Annotated in this window: 20 protein-coding genes and 2 pseudogenes; 6 read left to right on the forward strand and 16 right to left on the reverse strand. The window is 41.7% G+C overall.

Going from position 1 to position 18,524, the window contains the following annotated elements; genetic code table 11:
• The 3 genes from L3V23_RS04805 to L3V23_RS04815 form a co-directional block, all read right to left on the reverse strand.
• Positions 1-280 (reverse strand): DUF1293 family protein (locus tag L3V23_RS04805; RefSeq protein ID WP_237291962.1); only part of this gene is annotated, 280 nt, incomplete at its 3' end.
• Positions 277-1,344 carry a replication initiation factor domain-containing protein gene (locus L3V23_RS04810; protein WP_237291963.1) on the reverse strand — a complete coding sequence of 356 codons (1,068 nt, stop codon included), beginning with the start codon at positions 1,342-1,344 and terminating at the stop codon, positions 277-279. The genes L3V23_RS04805 and L3V23_RS04810, both read right to left, overlap by 4 nt.
• A 58-nt stretch (positions 1,345-1,402) precedes the next feature.
• A complete protein-coding gene (locus L3V23_RS04815; RefSeq protein WP_237291964.1) occupies positions 1,403-1,621 on the reverse strand; it encodes a hypothetical protein in 219 nt (72 codons plus the stop codon).
• Positions 1,622-1,748: 127 nt separating this feature from the next.
• On the opposite strand from L3V23_RS04815, the gene L3V23_RS04820 reads away from it, so the two are divergent.
• A complete protein-coding gene (locus tag L3V23_RS04820; protein WP_237292144.1) occupies positions 1,749-2,117 on the forward strand; it encodes a DUF3693 domain-containing protein in 369 nt (122 codons plus the stop codon).
• A gap of 231 nt (positions 2,118-2,348) precedes the next feature.
• Here the strand turns inward: L3V23_RS04820 and L3V23_RS04825 are convergent, their stop codons facing one another.
• Entirely contained in the window at positions 2,349-3,242 is an 894-nt protein-coding gene (locus tag L3V23_RS04825) for a LysR family transcriptional regulator (RefSeq protein WP_237291965.1), read from the reverse strand.
• Positions 3,243-3,445: 203 nt separating this feature from the next.
• Here L3V23_RS04825 and L3V23_RS04830 point away from each other — a divergent pair, with 203 nt between their 5' ends.
• A complete protein-coding gene (locus L3V23_RS04830) occupies positions 3,446-3,979 on the forward strand; it encodes a DsbA family protein (protein WP_237291966.1) in 534 nt (177 codons plus the stop codon).
• 187 nt (positions 3,980-4,166) lie between these two features.
• Here the strand turns inward: L3V23_RS04830 and yciH are convergent, their stop codons facing one another.
• Together yciH and L3V23_RS04840 are read right to left on the reverse strand one after the other, a co-directional pair.
• Entirely contained in the window at positions 4,167-4,478 is a 312-nt protein-coding gene (gene yciH / locus L3V23_RS04835) for a stress response translation initiation inhibitor YciH (protein WP_042487096.1), read from the reverse strand.
• A 1-nt stretch (position 4,479) separates the two neighbouring features.
• Entirely contained in the window at positions 4,480-4,854 is a 375-nt protein-coding gene (locus tag L3V23_RS04840) for a DUF3319 domain-containing protein (protein WP_042487098.1), read from the reverse strand.
• Positions 4,855-4,955: 101 nt separating this feature from the next.
• On the opposite strand from L3V23_RS04840, the gene L3V23_RS04845 reads away from it, so the two are divergent.
• Positions 4,956-5,915: a tyrosine-type recombinase/integrase gene (locus L3V23_RS04845; protein ID WP_237291967.1), complete on the forward strand. Its 960-nt coding sequence runs from the start codon at positions 4,956-4,958 to the stop codon at positions 5,913-5,915.
• Here L3V23_RS04845 and L3V23_RS04850 read toward each other — a convergent pair.
• Together L3V23_RS04850 and L3V23_RS04855 are read right to left on the reverse strand one after the other, a co-directional pair.
• Positions 5,899-6,903 carry a D-alanine--D-alanine ligase gene (locus tag L3V23_RS04850; protein ID WP_237291968.1) on the reverse strand — a complete coding sequence of 335 codons (1,005 nt, stop codon included), beginning with the start codon at positions 6,901-6,903 and terminating at the stop codon, positions 5,899-5,901. The genes L3V23_RS04845 and L3V23_RS04850 overlap by 17 nt on opposite strands.
• Positions 6,904-7,053: 150 nt before the next feature.
• Positions 7,054-7,629 carry an SPOR domain-containing protein gene (locus L3V23_RS04855; RefSeq protein ID WP_102966830.1) on the reverse strand — a complete coding sequence of 192 codons (576 nt, stop codon included), beginning with the start codon at positions 7,627-7,629 and terminating at the stop codon, positions 7,054-7,056.
• A gap of 216 nt (positions 7,630-7,845) precedes the next feature.
• Here L3V23_RS04855 and L3V23_RS04860 point away from each other — a divergent pair, with 216 nt between their 5' ends.
• The gene (locus L3V23_RS04860; protein ID WP_237291969.1) at positions 7,846-10,536 is read left to right on the forward strand and encodes a bifunctional acetate--CoA ligase family protein/GNAT family N-acetyltransferase; all 2,691 of its coding nucleotides are present in this window, start codon (positions 7,846-7,848) and stop codon (positions 10,534-10,536) included.
• A 47-nt stretch (positions 10,537-10,583) separates the two neighbouring features.
• On the opposite strand, the gene L3V23_RS04865 is transcribed toward L3V23_RS04860, so the two are convergent.
• The 5 genes and pseudogenes from L3V23_RS04865 to L3V23_RS04885 form a co-directional block, all read right to left on the reverse strand.
• Entirely contained in the window at positions 10,584-11,471 is an 888-nt protein-coding gene (locus L3V23_RS04865) for a LysR family transcriptional regulator (protein ID WP_042487111.1), read from the reverse strand.
• Between the two features lie 515 nt (positions 11,472-11,986).
• A pseudogene (locus tag L3V23_RS04870) lies at positions 11,987-12,237 on the reverse strand (hypothetical protein).
• Between the two features lie 8 nt (positions 12,238-12,245).
• Complete coding sequence (locus tag L3V23_RS04875; RefSeq protein ID WP_042487117.1) at positions 12,246-13,952, reverse strand: SgrR family transcriptional regulator; 1,707 nt, start codon at positions 13,950-13,952, stop codon at positions 12,246-12,248.
• Between the two features lie 81 nt (positions 13,953-14,033).
• Positions 14,034-14,267 carry a DUF3389 domain-containing protein gene (locus L3V23_RS04880; RefSeq protein WP_237291970.1) on the reverse strand — a complete coding sequence of 78 codons (234 nt, stop codon included), beginning with the start codon at positions 14,265-14,267 and terminating at the stop codon, positions 14,034-14,036.
• The gene (locus L3V23_RS04885; protein WP_102966834.1) at positions 14,268-14,720 is read right to left on the reverse strand and encodes a hotdog fold thioesterase; all 453 of its coding nucleotides are present in this window, start codon (positions 14,718-14,720) and stop codon (positions 14,268-14,270) included.
• A 94-nt stretch (positions 14,721-14,814) separates the two neighbouring features.
• Here L3V23_RS04885 and L3V23_RS04890 point away from each other — a divergent pair, with 94 nt between their 5' ends.
• Complete coding sequence (locus L3V23_RS04890) at positions 14,815-15,606, forward strand: M48 family metallopeptidase (protein ID WP_102955246.1); 792 nt, start codon at positions 14,815-14,817, stop codon at positions 15,604-15,606.
• A gap of 56 nt (positions 15,607-15,662) precedes the next feature.
• Here L3V23_RS04890 and L3V23_RS04895 read toward each other — a convergent pair whose 3' ends face one another.
• Positions 15,663-16,745 carry a site-2 protease family protein gene (locus L3V23_RS04895; protein ID WP_102966835.1) on the reverse strand — a complete coding sequence of 361 codons (1,083 nt, stop codon included), beginning with the start codon at positions 16,743-16,745 and terminating at the stop codon, positions 15,663-15,665.
• A 170-nt stretch (positions 16,746-16,915) separates the two neighbouring features.
• Between L3V23_RS04895 and L3V23_RS04900 the strand changes: the two genes are divergently transcribed.
• Entirely contained in the window at positions 16,916-17,482 is a 567-nt protein-coding gene (locus L3V23_RS04900; RefSeq protein ID WP_180980212.1) for a PhnA domain-containing protein, read from the forward strand.
• Between the two features lie 127 nt (positions 17,483-17,609).
• On the opposite strand, the gene L3V23_RS04905 is transcribed toward L3V23_RS04900, so the two are convergent.
• Positions 17,610-17,801: a hypothetical protein gene (locus L3V23_RS04905; RefSeq protein WP_102966836.1), complete on the reverse strand. Its 192-nt coding sequence runs from the start codon at positions 17,799-17,801 to the stop codon at positions 17,610-17,612.
• Positions 17,802-18,115: 314 nt separating this feature from the next.
• Positions 18,116-18,379: pseudogene (locus L3V23_RS04910) on the reverse strand (hypothetical protein); the annotation flags it as partial.
• Positions 18,380-18,524: the final 145 nt, after the last annotated feature.

Genomic DNA, 18,524 nt, shown 5'->3' on the forward strand with positions numbered 1-18,524 from the left:
CGCCCGACAACGGATCGTTCGGGTTGATTTCCATTTTCAATTCGTACTCACGGCGAGGCACTAACGCGCCGGTTTTCTCCAGCTTGAGCGCGTACTGGTAATCAAGCTGAATAGGGTGGTCAAACTGAGGATTCACATCGCCCGATTCGCCCAATGTGCGGCGTTTGAACTTCTCCACGTTGATTTCACGCAGTGGACGCGAGATATTGAGCTGTGCACCATCACCACGGAAACTGTTCCAAATGATGTCCACGCCTAACACAAATACACCTTTACTCATGATTTACACTCCAATGGGTCGACTGACCGGTTTGTAATGGACTGGATTAATGCCGTATAGGTATCGGGGAAGCTGAACTTGCGCCCGTCCCGTTGCAGTAATCCAATGACCTTGGGAATATCGCCGTCGAACTCTTCAATCAGCGAATTAAGAATTTTTCCGTACTGGCGGCGCATCCAATACGCCGCCGTTAACACATCACACGCCACACGCTTTTCAGGACGAGGCTTGGTATTAAAGGCAGGTGCGCTACTTATAGACGCACTAAAGGCATTCAGCGCCGCGAACGCGCCATCAGGATTTAATAGGGCATCGATGTCCCATTTTTTCAGTTCACACTCAGTGCGATACCAGACCATGCCGTTTTGCGCCAGATTCTGCTCAAGCGCCTTGTTGTAGATACGCCAGTAAATGCGCGAGGTTCGAGAGCCAACGGTGACCATTTCTTGGCTGTAATGCTTCGCACCATGCTCACCAAAGCGGTATTTATGGTTCTCGTTAACGGTCGGTGAAATGCCACGTGAAGCGGTTCTAAACGCATCCTCATAAGCGGCTTTTAAGGCATAGTCACAATCAAACAAGCCGTGATAATCGTCATACGCTAAGTCGAGACGCGCCAATTGTTGAACACCTAACACATTGGACAACCAGCCGTGCAGTTCCCACGCTTGCAACTTGGCAAACACGTGCTTGCAACCCGTACCATTGATTTGAAAATGCACCGTGTCTTGGTTGCCGCCAATCCCGACAAAGCCGCAAAAATCTTCACCGTCTGCGGTCGTGAGTTTCATCGACTCGGTGTAGAACTGAAAACCAAATCCACGTGGCGAGTTCATGGTTAAACCAAGAACATGCGTAACAAACAAACTCAGACAGCGGTCTAAATACTCTTGATACTGAATGCGGAAAAAATTGCGGTAAGCCTCGATGTCTTCGGCACTGCGCGCACGGAAATCGGTATTGAAGACAGGCTCTTGTGGGAAAAAGCGCGCTATGGGATTTATCATCAAAGTGTTACGGCGTGACTTTTTCTTCACGTCTGGGTCATGCTGATGTGTGTCCATGTAAGTGGCACGCGCACAGTGGCGCAAATCTTTGACCTTCATGGTGAAACAGAGGTAATCAATACTGACAGCCATCGAAAACCCCTAAGTTCATGCGCTGCTGCGCGGTGGTGTTGGTGATGTCGACCAACTCGTAATGCGGGATTTCGGCGTCAGCCCAAGCGCACAGATGATTCATACTGCGAAAAACGTCCCATTCGGTCGAACCGTACACAAGTACGGATACCGAATAATCGGGCATTAAATCGTAGTAGATCTTAGTCGTATGCTTGAGCATTTATCGAATCGCTGCCTATAATCAGAGTGGTCAAGAATTGGCTAGAGATTAGTAACCAAAATTGGTGAATGCAAGACTCACAAAACGCTGATTTTTAGGCTGAAATGACGAAAATGGAGAATGTGTGATGTACCAAAACTTACTAATTGAAGCCTATAAAAAGGCCCAAAACTACGAACAAGACCAACAGATTGCAGTTGATTTGGACATTCCTAAGCAGCGAATCAGTGATTTTCGCAAAGGAAAGCGCTATATGTCTGATGAACAAGCAATTTTTCTGGCTGAAAAAACAAAAATAGCACCAGAACTGGCACTCATTGGTTGTCACGTTGACCGCAGCAAAAGTGTGATCTCAAAAGAGGTCTGGGAGCGTATGGCAAAAAAGTTCAGTAAGTACGGATTACAAATGTTTTCAATGGGTTACGGAGCAATTGTTATGGGATATGGTATGATTCAACAATCTATTAATAACTACGCATTATGTATGTTATGTTAAATACAATCTTGTAGGTTCGAATAAAACACCTGTATTGCACGGATAACAGCTCTATTCCTTGTGCGTTTTAACATAATTGGTATTTACCATAAAATACCTAATAACTACATTTATCATCTGTGATTAAAAATGTAGTTATTAGGCTGTAAACCTTTCTATAACTGATGAGATTTCATTGATACGCATCGGTTTAAGCATAGCCAGCTTTTAGTATCGCCTCCATTGTTTGCGCTACCATCGATGCTTTGAAAAGTACTCAGAGATAAAATCGATATAAGCCCTGACAGCTTGAGATAAATATTTTCTCGATGAATACAAAGCGTAAATCTTGAGCTTGCTTGGTTGCCAATCAGGTAAAACATGAACCAGTGAACCCGATTCGATCTCTGAAGAAACTAGATACGTAGGTTGAAGTGTCACTCCCATCCCACACTTTGCAGCATGTAATAGTACTGTAGCCTCATTTGCAGATAAGCAAGGTTCAATTTCAATAGACTCATGCTGTTCACCATAGCTTAAATGCCATACATATTGTTCGAAATGTTTATAACCAAGACATTTGTGATTCAACAAATCTCTTGGGTTAATAATTGTCGTATGCTCAGCGATATACTCTGGTGAAGCGACTAAAACCGATTGGCAATCAGCAATTGGTTTACCAATCAAGGAAGGATCAGGATTTGAAGAGATTCTTATCGCTAAGTCTATCTGCTGCTCAACCAGATCAGTGACAGTATCTTCGACATTAATATCTACAATTATATCTGGATAATTGTCCATAAAGAGCTTTGTGGCTGGTACTAACTGGGAAAATCCAAAAGACATACTGGTTGAAACTTTTATTCTGCCTTTCAGTGAATCCTTTGACCCAGAATGACTGAGATCGGCAAGAGCTTCACCGGCAAGCAGCCAGCTTTCCACCTGCATTAAACAGTTTTTGCCTGCTGATGTTAAAGCCACCTTTCTCGTTGTGCGATGTAGCAACCGAACGTTTAGCCACTCTTCCATCGACTCTATATAACGGGTAACCATGGGTCGTGACATACTCAGTCTGTCCGCTGTCATAGTAAAGCTACCTGATTGTGCGACATCAATGAACACTCTTGCGGCTTTTAATCTATCCATGTGATTAGTACGTTTTATGAAACACTGATGTCTATAATTAGATATTTTTCTGAACTTATCAATTTAATATATTAGTAAGCATATTAATGAAAACATCATTTGGAAGCGACAATATGACTAATATTCACTATTTCTATGACCCTATGTGCGGTTGGTGTTATGGAGCTACAGCTTTAATTCAAGCAATAGAAGAAAATCCATCGATGAAATTAATTTTTCATCCAGGTGGAATGATTGAAAAAAGAAGTATTTCTGAACAATTTAAGCAACACATCATGAATGCAGACCCTAGAATTGCGGCTTTGACTGGTGTTGAGTTTGGTGAAAGCTACATTTCGCGCCTAAGGGACAGTGAACATTTTATTGTTGACTCATACTTACCTATCAAGGCTATTCTGATTGCGGAATCTCTTGGTGTAAGCAGCTTTAGAGCACTAAAAGCGATTCAACACGCTCATTATGTTCAAGGAGTGGAAGTCTATAAGCTAGAAGAACTACAAAATATAATGAGTCAGTTCGATATTGATATTACCGTATGGCTTGAATTAATGGTCGCGGATTCTAGCCATACATTACTTGAAGATAACATCAGTCATTGTCACTCATTGATGCAAACATTGTCGGTGTCTGGATATCCAACACTGATTGCAGAACACGAAGGTTCTCTTGTTAAATTGCCACATGAGCAGTATTACGGACGCCTAAACGAATGGAAAAGCTTATTGACGACAATTTAAGCAGTAAGAATATGGTCTATTCCGCTATTTTCTTAGAAATGGAAAGTTAGTGAATATTGCTAATTTAGCAACTGAATAACTTTTGATGCCCCCAGATTATTAGGCTAAAACGACTTACATATTAACGGAAATCTAGTAAAGAATTCTAATCCTGAAGTTTTCTTTACTAGATTTAAATGGGTATGAATTAACTACCAGCAAGTTTTACTTTCATACCTTTTTTCTCAAGGTGTGCTTTAATTTTATCGCGCATATCACCCTGAATTTCAATTTCACCATCTTTGACTGAACCGCCACATCCACATATTTTTTTAAGCTCTGCTGCCAACAATTTTAGTGGCGCATCATCTAGATCTAGCCCTTTAACAATGCTTACGCCTTTTCCTTTCCGGCCTTTTGTTTCACGGTGAATTCGAACAATGCCATCTCCTTTAGGTCGTTCAACTTTTTCAGGTTCCTGCTTAATACGACCAGTCTCGGTCGAATATACTAGAGTCATACTACTTTCTCTGCTGAGCTGCTGCTCTTTGTTTTGCCAATAAGTGTGCTTCAATATGTTTTTGTAACGCCAATTTAGAGCCTTTAATTAAACGCCCATTAAAAAAGCAGTACCAACCGTTAGCTTGCCCAGTATCGTTCTTCAAGGTGAACCCATTAAAGTTCTCTTCTTTTGAGCCCTGGACTTCTCTTGCTTTACCTACAGACTCAAATTCACTAGGGTCAATTAATGATGCAGTATCACACCACCAGTCGATGCTTTTTTTTACAGCGGCTAAATTACCAGACAGGACATGGTTCTTGATTCGAACCTGCCATATATCTGCGGACTGTTTAGCTGTTTGAAGAGTGAAACCTCTATAACTCGCATTAGCCATACTTTAATCTGCTCATATTGATGTATTAACTAAATAATAATTGCATATGCCTGGTTATCAAGTATATTATTTAACAAATGCTTAAGTTATAGTGCCTTAAGATGAAAAAAAAGCTAACTTGCGTCACAGATCAAAACATTCTAAAACATAAGCTTACCGAGTTTAATAAGACGGTAAGTCTAGAACAAATGAACGACCTAACACAACATTCTTATGCACATAACTCTCTGTTAGCCCTTAAAAATGACTGGAATCTGTTTGTTAGCTTCTGCCAAAGTAAGTCTGTTATGGCACTCCCCGCTTCAGTCACAGCTACTCGCTTATTTCTCGAATCTGAAGCTAAAGTGCGTAAATATAGCTCGATAAGACGCTACAGTGTCACTATTGGCCTAATTCATCGCTTGTTAGCGCTAAAAGACCCTACAAATAATCCACAGGTAAGACAATCACTTATGGCTCTTCGGCTTAAGAAAAAGGGAGACGAAGAGCAAGCAACGAGTTTTACCAGCGTTCACTTAGAAGCGTTATATTCAAGCTATTCAACTTCTAAGTCGGTAAAAGAGATCAGAGATTTAGCGATTTACCATGTGATGTTTGAATGCGCCTTGAAGCGCTCCGAACTGAAACGCCTAACGTTCAGCCAGATCGAAACTAATAATGAATATTTGGTTTTATCATTTGGACAATCTCAGTACCAACTCTCCCGAAACGCAACAAATTGTTTGAACAAATGGCTAAAAATAGTCACTCGTGATAGCAATTATGTTTTTCGGTCGATAGATAAACACGGTAACGTTGCAAACAATATTCTCAATGATTCTTCGATATTTCGAATTCTAAGAAATGCTGGTACTTTACTCGGTAAACCAGAACTTAAATTCTCTGGCCAATCAGCGAGAGTTGGTGCTGTTCAGGAATTGTCTGAACAAGGCTATAAAATCAAAGAAATTCAAGAATTTGGAAGATGGCTTAGTCCAGCTATGCCATACCAATATGTCGGTAATAAAGGCACAGCTGAACAAGAGAAGCTTAAATTTTTCTCATTTAAGCCTTGGGAATAAGAGAACTCTTTACACACTGAGCCAAAAAGTCGGAAAACTTATGACCGTTGTGCTCTAGCATTTTAGGAAACATTGAAATTGGCGTCATTCCTGGGAATGTATTGACTTCATTTAAATACACATCCCCTTCTGAAGTAAGGAAAAAATCGATGCGTGAAAGGTGTCTTAACTTCATATGTTTAAACACTTTTACAGCACTTTGATGGATAACTTGGCGCTGTTCATCTGTAAGATTTTTCGCTTCTACTTCTGTAGTTGAGTGGCTGTCCGCACTGTATTTTTCTTCATAGGTATAGAAAGCATCCTCTGGCGCAATGATTTCACCTGGTTGAGAAATGTGCAATTCACCATTAATCTCGTACGCCGCCACTTCAAGCTCACGAGGTTTCACTGCTTTTTCGACTAGAACCTGCTCAGAATAACCAAATGCAGCATCTATGGCGCCTGCTATATCTTCAATCTTTGTGACCTTGTAACAGCCGACTGATGATCCCTGCCGGGCTGCTTTGATAAACACTTTACCCCATTTGTTAAAAGCTTGATTTGCAAGCTCATAGGATTCTTCAGTGTTTTCAGTTAAGAACAGATAAGGCGTATTGGGAATACCTAAAGCGTCATACCACAGCTTAGAAGTAATTTTGTTAAAACTATTGCTGCTGGATTCAGGAGCACAACCCAGATAAGGGATTCCTGCCAATTCTAGCATTGACTGAATATCACCAGTCTCGCCCGGATATCCATGAATACATGGGACGACAAAATCTACCTTCTTCACAAAGCTGTCGCTATTTAGTGTCGCGGTATTGGTATCTAAATAAACGAGTTCGTTGTTTTCAGTGAACCAACCATCTTGATTCATTTCGACACGAATGACTTCGAATTCTGGAGTTAATGCTAATTGCTGCTGCAGATAATTAGCAGAAACAAGAGATACAGCATGCTCTGAAGATCCGCCGCCGCATAAAAGAAGGATTGTTGTCTTTGTCATTGATATATCCGTGACATCTTTGAGTAAATTGCTCGTCTATCATAGTAAATTCAAGTGAAACTTACACCGTTATTAGCAACTGTTTGAATTAACTGCTTAGATAACAGTCAAAAGGGGCAAAAATGCCCCTTCACATTTAATAAGCAACGCTTAATTCAACTTGTTAAGCGTTGGAAATTCTGAGTTCTTGATAGAGTCGATACTTTTTGCAAACGGCTTTAATGACTGAAAATCTGCAGGTAGTTCAGAGATAGCCTTTACTGCTTCTTGACGCGTTGCATAATCACCAAAAAGAATCGTGTACCACTTAGTACCATTGACTACTTTGTAGTTTTCCCAAATTGGCTGACCATCTTTTGGCAACTTGCTGGCAAACTGGTCAACTTTGTTTTGGCTACCAACAGCAACAACTTGAATCGTATATCCATAGCGAGGATTCATCGCAACTTGTTTTGCCGTAGGTGGAGTGATAGAAACCGTAGCGGTTTTAGGACTCATCTTAACCACTTTCTTTTCCACCGGTTGTGGAGCTGTTTGAATGGCCTGAGGTGCTACGTTTGATTCTGTAATACCTGTCGCCATGCCTGAATCAGAGACAACAGGCTGTTGAACTGTAGCGACATTGTAATCTTCGCGGTGACTTTCTGAAGTGACATCAGTGGTATATGAACCTGATGAACATGCAGCTAAAATTGCTGACAAGCCTACTATTGAAATTTTTTTCATGGAATTATTAACGCTCTGATTGTAATTAATTAAATCATGCCGATTGAGGCGCCTAGAATCAAGCTTAGGCCACTAATATATAACGGTAACGTGTGATTTAGAACACAAAGTAGCCTTTGAACTGTGCTGTTATGATCACAGTGATACTAAATACGCAAACAGATATATCATTAATTGGTTAGGATATAAGCACAGTCAATTTATGGCGAGATTATCATGAACAATTTAAGTCAGTTGCTTAAACCTCAATCAGTCGCTGTAATTGGTGCATCTATTCGCCCTTTTCGCTCTGGCAACATCGTTATGAAGAACCTTCTTCAGGGCGGATTTGACGGAGCCATTATGCCAGTTACTCCCTACTATCCTTCGGTGTGTGGTGTTCTGGCCTACAAAACTATTGCTTCACTTCCCTTGGTGCCAGACATCGCCATTCTATGCACTCATGCCAGCCGTAATGTGTCCATAATAAGGCAATTAGCTGACCTCGGAGTCGCAAATGTCATTGTATTATCGTCTGATATGTACACTTTGGACGCACAAGGTTTTGAGATACAAGCTCAATGTAATGAAATAGCAAAACAGTCGGGTATGCGTATATTAGGCCCTAATAGCCTAGGCTTAATTTTACCTTGGGCAAATTTCAACGGATCTTTTTCACCTGTCACAGCAACTAAGGGCAATATCGCCTTTATTTCTCAATCCGCAGCTGTCTGTACAACGATCCTTGACTGGGCTAACGACAAACAAATTGGCTTCTCTGCATTTGTATCTTTGGGGAATGCAACAGACATAGATTTCGCAGATTTACTCGATTGCCTCAGTACTGACAAACATACCGACGCGATTTTGTTGTACGTCGATACGATAAGAGACGCCAGACGGTTTATGTCTGCTGCTAGAGCAGCATCGCGTAATAGAAGAATACTTGTTTTAAAAGGCGGGCGAACGAAAGCTGGCAAGAAAGCGGCGCAAATGCACACAGGTGGAGATGATACGCTGGATATCATCTATGACTCAGCAATTCGCCGTACAGGTATGCTGAGAGTAAACAATACTCATGAACTATTTGCCGCAGTAGAGACCTTAACCCACTCAGTACCATTACGCGGCGAAAGACTTGCTATTATCACCAACGGTGGTGGTCCAGCAATCATGGCAACCGATACATTGTTAGATCACGGTGGACGTTTAGCAGAACTAGAAGATTCAGTTTTTGAAGCATTGAACCAGTGCCTGCCGCAAAGCTGGTCACACGGAAACCCCATCGATATCGTAGGCGACGCGGATCATAACCGCTATATCAATGCGTTAAAAGCAGTGTTGGATAGTGATAACGCTGATGCCATTTTGATCATGCACAGCCCTTCAGCCATTGCACAATCAGAACAAACCGCTCAAGCGATCATAGACATAGTTAAATCTCATCCAAGAGCAAGACGGTTTAACATTCTGACGAACTGGTCCGGTGAACTCACTGCGAGACCAGCAAGGCAATTATTTAACCAAGCTGGTATTCCAACATACAGAACTCCTGAAAGTGCTGTAGTGGCTTTCATGCATTTGGTCGAATACCGAAGAAACCAAAAACAGCTGATGGAGACACCAACAACCTCTGAGGCTGTGCACGTGTCCGAGGTCAATGCGGCCAAATTGTGGATTGATGAACATTTAGACAATAACGATAAGCTACATCTAGATACCCATCAAATCGGTAACTTTCTGAAATGTTTCAACTTCAACCTACTACCAACATGGATCGCAAGTGATGCGAGTGAAGCTGTCCATATTGCAGAAACGATCGGCTATCCCGTAGCCGTAAAATTGCGATCTCCGGATATCGCACATAAATCAGATGTTCAAGGCGTGATGCTGAACCTAAGAACATCACACGAAGTATCCAGTGCAGCTGAAGCTATATTTGACCGAGCGCAGCTTCACTACCCCTCAGCCAATATCCATGGCCTACTTGTTCAAGGCATGGCGAAACTTGCTGGCGGTGAAGAGTTAAGAATCAAAGTTAAGCACGATAGTACTTTTGGCCCTGTCATTTTGCTTGGCCAGGGTGGTTCAGAATGGAATGAAGCTACGGATGCTGCGGCAGCGCTTCCTCCACTAAACATGACTCTTGCGCGTTACCTTATCGTGCGTGCTATTCGCAGTGGGAAGATTCGTCTACAAAAGCTTCCTGTTCCAATCGATATTAACGGGCTTTCTGAGTTTCTTGTGCGTATCTCACAGATGGTGGTTGAATGCCCTCAAGTCTTTGAATTGGATATTCATCCTGTACTGGTAAACGGTAACCAATTCACCATACTTGATGCCGACTTAACCTTGAAGAAATTTAAAGGTGATGCACAAAGCCGACTAGCTATACGCCCTTACCCCACAGAATTAGTTGAAGAATGCAGGGCTAAAGATGGAGAGCTCATCACTGTAAGGCCAATTCTTCCGGAAGATGAACCGCATCACGCGGAATTCATCAAAAAAGTCAGCAAAGAAGATTTGTATAAACGTTTCTTCTCAGATGTTGGCGAGTTTAACCATGAAGCTTTAGCGAATTTAACCCAGATTGATTACGACAGAGAGATGGCTTTTGTCGCCGTAATCAAAGACGGAACCAAGGAAGAAATCATTGGCGTATCTAGAGCGTTGATCAACCCAGAAAACACCGATGCGGAATTTGCAATACTCATTCGTACCGATGTAAAAGGAAAAGGCCTTGGGAAAATATTGATGAGTAGAATCATTGATTACTGTAAGGCTAAAGGTACGAAGCAAATGTCTGGCATGACAATGCCAACCAATCGAGGAATGTTAACGCTGGCTCAAAGATTAGGCTTTGAGGTTGATGTGCACTTTGAAGATGGTACGGCTGATATGGTGTTGCATCTCAACCCTGAATCATAATAAAACGGGCAATAGGATCCTTAAGATCCTATTGCCTAGTGTCGATCTTAAACGAGCTTCCAATTTTTCTTGAGGTATTTAATACACCAAGATTTCGCTTCGCCAATCTTATTTCTTCGCCACGCCATGATCAGTTCCATATCCCATGCCTGAGTACCGCTGATGATTTTTAGCTTACCTTCTTTAATCAAAGGCTCAGCGACATGTTTTGGCAAAGACCCAATGCCTAGACCTTCCACCAGCGCCTGACATTTAGCATTAAAATTCGTTACCGTTAAACGAGGCTGCTTCTGAAGAATGTTCACACTCATCGCAGGCTGATCTCTTGCCGTGTCGGCAATAGCAATGACGCGATACTTTTGCCTTGCTTCTTCATTAAATTCACCACTTCTTTTATGAACATAGTGGTGAGTTGCAGCGACCCATACCATTGACATAGTGCCCAACGTTTCAGATTTAACATCTTGAGGTAGCGTATCCACTTTTGGACAAACAAGTATATCCGAGCGATCTGTTGCTAGAGATTCCCAGCAACCAGCTAGAATTTCTTCTTGTAGCCTGATGCGCGTCTTACTCACATTGCCTAATTCTTCAACCATAGGGAAAAAGCAAGCGACAGGAATAATGCCATCGAAAGCAACGGTAATATCGAGCTCCCATCCGTTGGCCAACAAAGTCGCATCATTAACTAGTTTTTCGGTCGCAGAAAGAATTGCCCTACCTCGCTCTAAAAGCAGCTTGCCTGCTTCAGTGAAGTTGGCTTTATGTCCAGAACGGTCAAAGATCATGATATCTAGGTCTTGCTCTAACTTTTGAATCTGATAACTCAAAGAGCTAGGCGCTCTATTCAGTTCATTAGCAGCAGATGCGAAACTGCCTCTTCTATCAATTGCATCGAGAATATGCAGGGCTTCAAGAGTAATAGGGCTGTGCAAAACGATATCCTTATTCTAAAAGTAAAACTCTAAGTCAATCCGCAGATGAGTTTGCAAATCTCTTATAGATTACATAAATGAATGACGGATCGATATTAGCGATATTTGCTAAGAAATTATACTTAAGAAGTTGTTTTACTGAGGCTAGAACGAATGAAGCCAGCTAAAGCTGGCTTCATGATAGTGATTTATTGCATTCAAAAAGGTATAGAAAAGTGATGTAAATGCGATAAATTATTTGTTTTCTGCCATCTCTTTTTTCACCATGACTAAAGCCGCGACGATAAAAGTGATGATTAGCGCTAATTCCATGACAACTCCAAGAAATTGAAAATGATTTGGCCTAATAAATTTAACGGCGCAATTCTAACACTTATATGAACTTAATCTACTCATAAGAACAAAAATTAACGATTTTATCGACCTTGATCAATTTCCGTACATTTCTGTTAAAAAATTTAAATTTTCATTCGCTTTCTTAACCTTTTTAGCGAAATAAAAATCATGCGAAAGGATTACTTTGTTGTGACTTTCCCTCCGATAATTTTATAGGCTGGAGCGCCCCTTATCATACATTCCCGAGCAAATTCACTGGCACAATTTGGACATTTACACGCTTCCGTTACGTAGGTTTGTACAATCCGCTCTTTAAAACATTTTACCAGCGTCCCTTTCCCACCTTTCTTGTACCTAAATAGTTGGGTGCGGCATTTGCTGCAATAGATATCGACACTTTTTCTGGTTGTTTTTTGTTAGGTTTTGCCATTTCGAACTCTACTCAGCAAAGCCAGACTCAAATTCCGGCTTAACCCATACCTGACTAAAATCAAACCAGCCTAAAGCGTTACATTTGGCGTTTTGTAATGAACCACACTGGTCTTTGCTGACACCCAACCAACAGTGAAACATCGGAATAACCTGTCGTGATTCTACAAGAGACTTACCAATCTCTTTGCCCGGAAAGTTTGCTTGCGATTCAGCACGCCATTGGTCAATTAAACCCGACCACCTACGGAAATCGTCTGGTCGGCTCAAATGTTCAATATCAGAATCATTAAGAAGCCATCCGGCTAAGGCATCATCTCTATGACTAGCAATCCCCATCGGCTTAATCCAAATATCCACTTCTCTGGCATTTTCAACCGTGAGTTCATATTTAATAAAATCAACGCCGATACCATCTTCCTTAAGAAGTTGTTCAATGGCTTTAGCAATCATAGGAAACGTTGGGTGCTGAGCATGATAAGCAACGGTAAGTCGCTTAGGTTCAGTAGGTGTGACACTGTGACTTACAGGGACTTGATGATACCAGCCGGGTTTCAGACCGTGAGCAGGCAATACTCCTAGCTCCACAATGTTTTGTTCAGGCATCAACTTAAACAAGTTCATTGCGCTTAATTTGTGACACAAGTATTCAGCCCATGTTTCATCTGCGGCAATACCATCGCGACGGTTGAGCAGTAAATAAGTGCAGCCTGGGTCTAAATCTACATCTTCAGTCGATGAGCCCCTTTTATTTTTAACGGGATTAGAAAGGCTGGGAAAGACCATCGACGAATGTGTTTCATCAATGACCCATACCTCAACGCGGTCAAGCAAGGGGCGAAATCCGAAATAGTTGTCAAAAGCTTGCAGGACAAGTCGTTTTTCGTCGTTCAACACAACCTTATACGGTCCAGTACCAATAGGCAGCAAATCAAAGTTTTCTCCACGCTCCGATTCAGGTATAAGCACCTTTGCACAACATTCTGCTAACAGTAACGGTAAGCGAGTATCAGGTTTCTGTAACCAGATATCGACAATGCAGTCCGCCGGCGATTCAACTTTATCGATGTGTGAAAATAGATTAACGAAGCGAAGATTCCATAAGCTTTCAACAACCATTTCTGTTGTCAAAAGGTTCCCATTGTGGAAACGGACTCCCGGACGCAAGTAAAACCGCCAATGCTGAGGTGTAATAGGTTGCCAGGCATGGGCCAAATCGGGTTTTAGCTGTTCTGCTTCGTCAAAGCGGGTTAAGCCACTATAAATTTGACGAGCAATATGTTGCTCCGAGCGACGCATCGGTTTTAATGGATTAAGCACCGAAAGCGGACGATAGTAAGGAAGTCGAACAACTTGAAGCCCTTCTTGGTGCTGAACGCCAAGATAGCTTTGAATCACTTGAGTTAACTTGCTGGCATCATGGTCAAGTACAGAAAAAGCCTGAGCAATTTTACCTTCATCAAGATATCGCCGAGCAAGATTTTCACTGACGTCAGCCCTACTTCGCTTAAATATGAGTTTGGATAGTTTTCCTCGTCCTGCCGCTGGGTGCCATTCTATCCAACCTTCTTCTTCCATTTTATTAAGTACTATTCGCGCATTTCGGCGTGTACAAAACAGAATATCAACGACATCTTCAAGCTGAGCATTGGCATCTTGACCATTGAAGTGCTCAAACAATGTTTCGAACTGAACTCTTAAGCGGGGGCTACTCATAAAGAGGAAATCTCACATAACTCAAACTTTCAGTGAGTTTCCCTATTTTCAATTATTGATGCAAGTGAGTTGATAATAATTTTAGTGAATAGAACAACCTAAACATTCAGCCAGTTGCTCCAACTGTGTTTGATTATCCAGTTTCATTGACCATTTAGCTTCACTGCAATTAACCACAATGACATTTGCGCCATTGCCCATCAGTTGAACCGCATCCGCGTTCGCTTGTAGAGTGACACGATGTTCACCGTCGAGACGAATCACAATTTCGTGCTGAGTGGCGATAATTTTACCGAATTTGAATTCAATAACCATTTATTCCTCAGTACGCAATTGCTGGCGTTCATTGCGCTTTTTCTTTACCGCAATAGTCAGACGGCTTGTACAAACTAAACGTTCGCGATCATCTGTAATATTGATTTGCCAGACTTGGGTTGAAACACCAATATGTACTGGATGAGCAGTACCGATAACATGCCCTGAACGCATCGAACGAATGTGGTTTGCGTTAATGTCTAAACCGACACAATAACTCTCATTATCCACAGCGAAGTTTGCCGCTACTGAACCCAAAGTCTCTGCTAAGACGACTGAGGCGCCACCGTGCAACATGCCTAAAGGCTGATGAGTAAAATGACAAACGGGCATGGTTGCTGTAACGGTATTCTCAGTAAAAGCGGTATACACAATATTGAGATGTTCCATTAGTGTATTTTTGTTGCTTGCATTGAGAATGTCTAAGCTTATCGGTTTCTTCCATATTTCCATCGTAACGCCCTGAATCGATTTAAAGATTTAGTATTGTAGTGGTAAAGATTTGGATTGATACTATAACCCTATTATTTATGACTGGGAACGAACGATGAATAAGATAATAAAAGCTTCCTTGCTCTTTACTTCACTCGGTTTAGCCGCCTGTAGCTCGTCTCCTACTGGGCGAAATCAATTGATCCTTTTTTCTGATCAAGATATGAGCAGTTTAGGAGCAAAGTCATTTGAACAGATGAAAATCGATACACCTATTAGTAAAGATGCTAAAACCAATGCTTATGTGCAGTGCGTAGCAAATACCATTACCGCTTATGTACCGAAACAACCAAACTTTTCTCAATGGGAAGTGGTGGTTTTTGACAGTGACCAAGTCAATGCTTTTGCGCTGCCTGGGGGTAAAATAGGTGTCTACACAGGGTTATTGAAGGTAGCGGTTAATCAGGATCAGTTGGCTACCGTTATAGGCCATGAAGTTGCCCACGTCCTAGCGGATCATAGTAATGAGCGTCTGTCACAATCACAGCTCGCCAATGCGGGACTACAGATAACAGATATTGCACTTGGTGCTTCTGAGTATTCTCAATACCGTGGATTAACCATGGCTGCGCTTGGTGTCGGTGTTCAATATGGTGTTCTGCTTCCTTATGGAAGAACGCAAGAATCCGAAGCTGACATTGTTGGTTTAGAACTGATGTCTAAAGCTGGTTTTGACCCAAAACAGAGTATTGATTTGTGGAAAAACATGGCAAAAGCTTCGGGTGGAAGTGCACCACCAGAACTACTGTCTACTCACCCATCGCACAGCACTCGAATTCAAGAGTTGGCGAATAAAATACAAACATTACCCGCAAGCAGCGCTAAGCGTCCAAATTGCCAAATATAGAAAAGGGAGCAGATGCTCCCTTTCTGATATAAGTTCTAGGTTCTCTTCCTCAAGCTTTATGTTCCAAGTATTAATAGCGGTAAGCTGAGCAAGGTGTCACCGGTAGTCGCAAAGCCCACAATAATACTGATTAAGCCTATCAATAATCCTATATACCAGACAGAGGAAACAATCTGCCCATATCTATCTAAAGGTAATAGATGGCTGTGATGCCTGTGTTTCCATTCGAATGCCAAATCCAGGGACCCCATGATAAGCAGGAATCCCAGCAAGGTTAGTCCCAATGCATAGCTAAGCGCAATACCGCCAATAATAGCCACAATACAGATCAGCATCCCCACTCGGCTGTTCATCGAAAAGCTAATGCTCTTTAATACGTGCCCGCCATCTAAAGGCAATATAGGCAACAGATTAAACAGGTTTAAGAACGCGTTGAACACAGCCAGAGCAGCCCATAACTGACTTCCTGTTATCCAATAGACGACTAACAAAATCAGCGACAGTATGAAACCAAAGCAAGGCCCCATAATCGAGATAACCACATCTTGCCAACGCGTGTTTATCTTTTCGTCACTCAGTGCAAGCCCGCCCAAAAACGGAACTAAGTAAATACCTTTGGTACGCATACCAAAATACTTCATTGCCTTTACATGACCGTATTCATGAAACACTAAGCATAGTATTAAAGCCAACGCAAACTGATAAGAGAACAACCAAGAATATGCAGCGAGGCTTGCTGAAGCGAGCACCACTTTAATCAACTTGGCACTTTTCAGGGCTTTCATACCAAGCGATACGATACCAATCAGACTAAAGCGTTTTTCAGCAGGTGGCGGCGTAAACGGAACCTGTCGCTCGATGTCCTTTTCCGTTCTGACGCTCTCTTCAACAAGCTGATCATCAACCAATACGCGATAGTTGAGACTAAAAGGTTGCCATGTTAAATCCACCTCGATCCGACATTCAATGACCTGTTCTCCGCTTTGTAGCTTGAAGTGATGATTGATTATGCTCGAATCATCAACTTGGGCTTCCCGTTGTGAGACCAAGGTATTGTTCCAAAACAATTGCTGCCATCCAGCCATGGAGCCTTCAAGACGAAGCGGGTGACCGAGTAATTCCGTGTTTAATAGTTCCACAAATCTGTTCTACTCTTAGTTTAACTTGGAGCGCGATTATGCCATTTGTAAGATAAACGTAAAACTATAGGTTATATGTATATGATATTTGTAGATTGTATCAATAACCCTTTAAATCCTGTGCATAAAGTGGATAATACGCCCTCACGAAATTTACAAAGGTGGGTAATATGTCTACTGAAGCAACTTTGCTTGAACGCTGCGAATCTAAATGTGAGCTATGCTCTGCTGAAACTTCTTTAACTCCGTTTGTGGTTGCGCCACATACACAAGTTACCGTAGATCACTCTGCGATGCTTTGCGAGACTTGTAAGAGTCAAATCGAAGAACCAGAGACGGCAGATGCGAATCACTGGCGTTGTCTGAATGACAGTATGTGGAGCCAAGTACCACCTGTACAAGTGCTTGCATGGCGTCAGCTTAAACGTCTGACGGCGACTGAAGGCTGGGCACAAGATCTTCTAGACATGATGTACATGGAAGAAGAAATCGCAAACTGGGCTGCAATCGGCATGGACGATGACGCAGAGAAACCACGCGATGTTAACGGTGTAGAACTTAAGAAAGGTGACGACGTCACAATCATTAAAGACCTACCTATTAAAGGTTCCTCTCAAGTGATTAAGCAAGGTACAGTGGTACGTGGTATTAGCTTAGCTGATGATCCTAAACTTATTTCTGGTAAAGCTAACGGTCAGTCAATGTACATTATTGCTGAGTATTGCCGTAAAAAATAATGCCTGATGTTGCTTGTGAAATCGCTGATATTGACGCAGCCATTTCACAAGCCACGCACTGCATTGCAGAGATCAAAAAAGCCGAAGACTCTTAGAGTTTTCGGCTTTTTAATTCGTACGCATTTGATTAACGCTGCAGACCAATATCACGTTGGATATGGCTAGACAAATCAGCACTGTAGTAATGAGTCGCTTGTTTGTTATCTACAAACAAAATATCAATCAAATGAGCTATCAATCCTTTGAAGTTAACCGCATAGGTTTTTTTATCCATAGAGGTGGTCGTTGCTACACTACCCATATACATTGCTTGTGCCATGATAGCCTCTCTTAATAAATCCGGTAACTTTCTGTATTTGCAGCAATGATAGGTAATAATTTGCCCGTTAAAAAATGACAAAATTTGGGCATTCGAATTAGATATTCTAATGAAACAAGCTGTTTACATACTACAAAATATAAAATCAAATTACATGACTAAAAAACCAGCAAACCGACTTAGAACTGACTAATTATTCCACAAACAATCATGGACCAATAAATTTATACAGCTTGTTAACAAATGAAAATTTAACTATTTTGCCAACACTATCCCATTACTTCTCTGCGACTGACACACTGTAAGATAAAGCCCTATTCCTCTGATTTTACGTGAATTAATTCATTTCTCTCTAACGACTTCTGTTTTATGACTAAACACAGCACTGCCACAGTCATTGTGAATAGAAGAACAAGCAAAGATATTTAGGTCGGAATTTCCCATGAGGAGCCCACCAACAACATTTTCAAACCAATAAACAGCATAATGAGGGTCAGTGCTGGCTTAAGATAGATAAAATTATGCATCATTCCCTGTAAAACAAAGAAAAATGATCGCAATCCAGGTAATGCGAAAACTTAACTCCTCACTGCTTTTAGCGTCTAGTATGAGGATCAAAAAAGGAGCCTTTGATAGCTCCTTCCTTCTTATGCCTTAAACAGCTTGGCAAATTTTAAAAACCAGCAATGGGTAATAAGTACACTAACGCGGACCACGCACCTA

It is taken from the genome of Vibrio sp. A1-b2, assembly GCF_021726015.1.
Lineage (GTDB): Bacteria > Pseudomonadota > Gammaproteobacteria > Enterobacterales > Vibrionaceae > Vibrio > Vibrio diazotrophicus.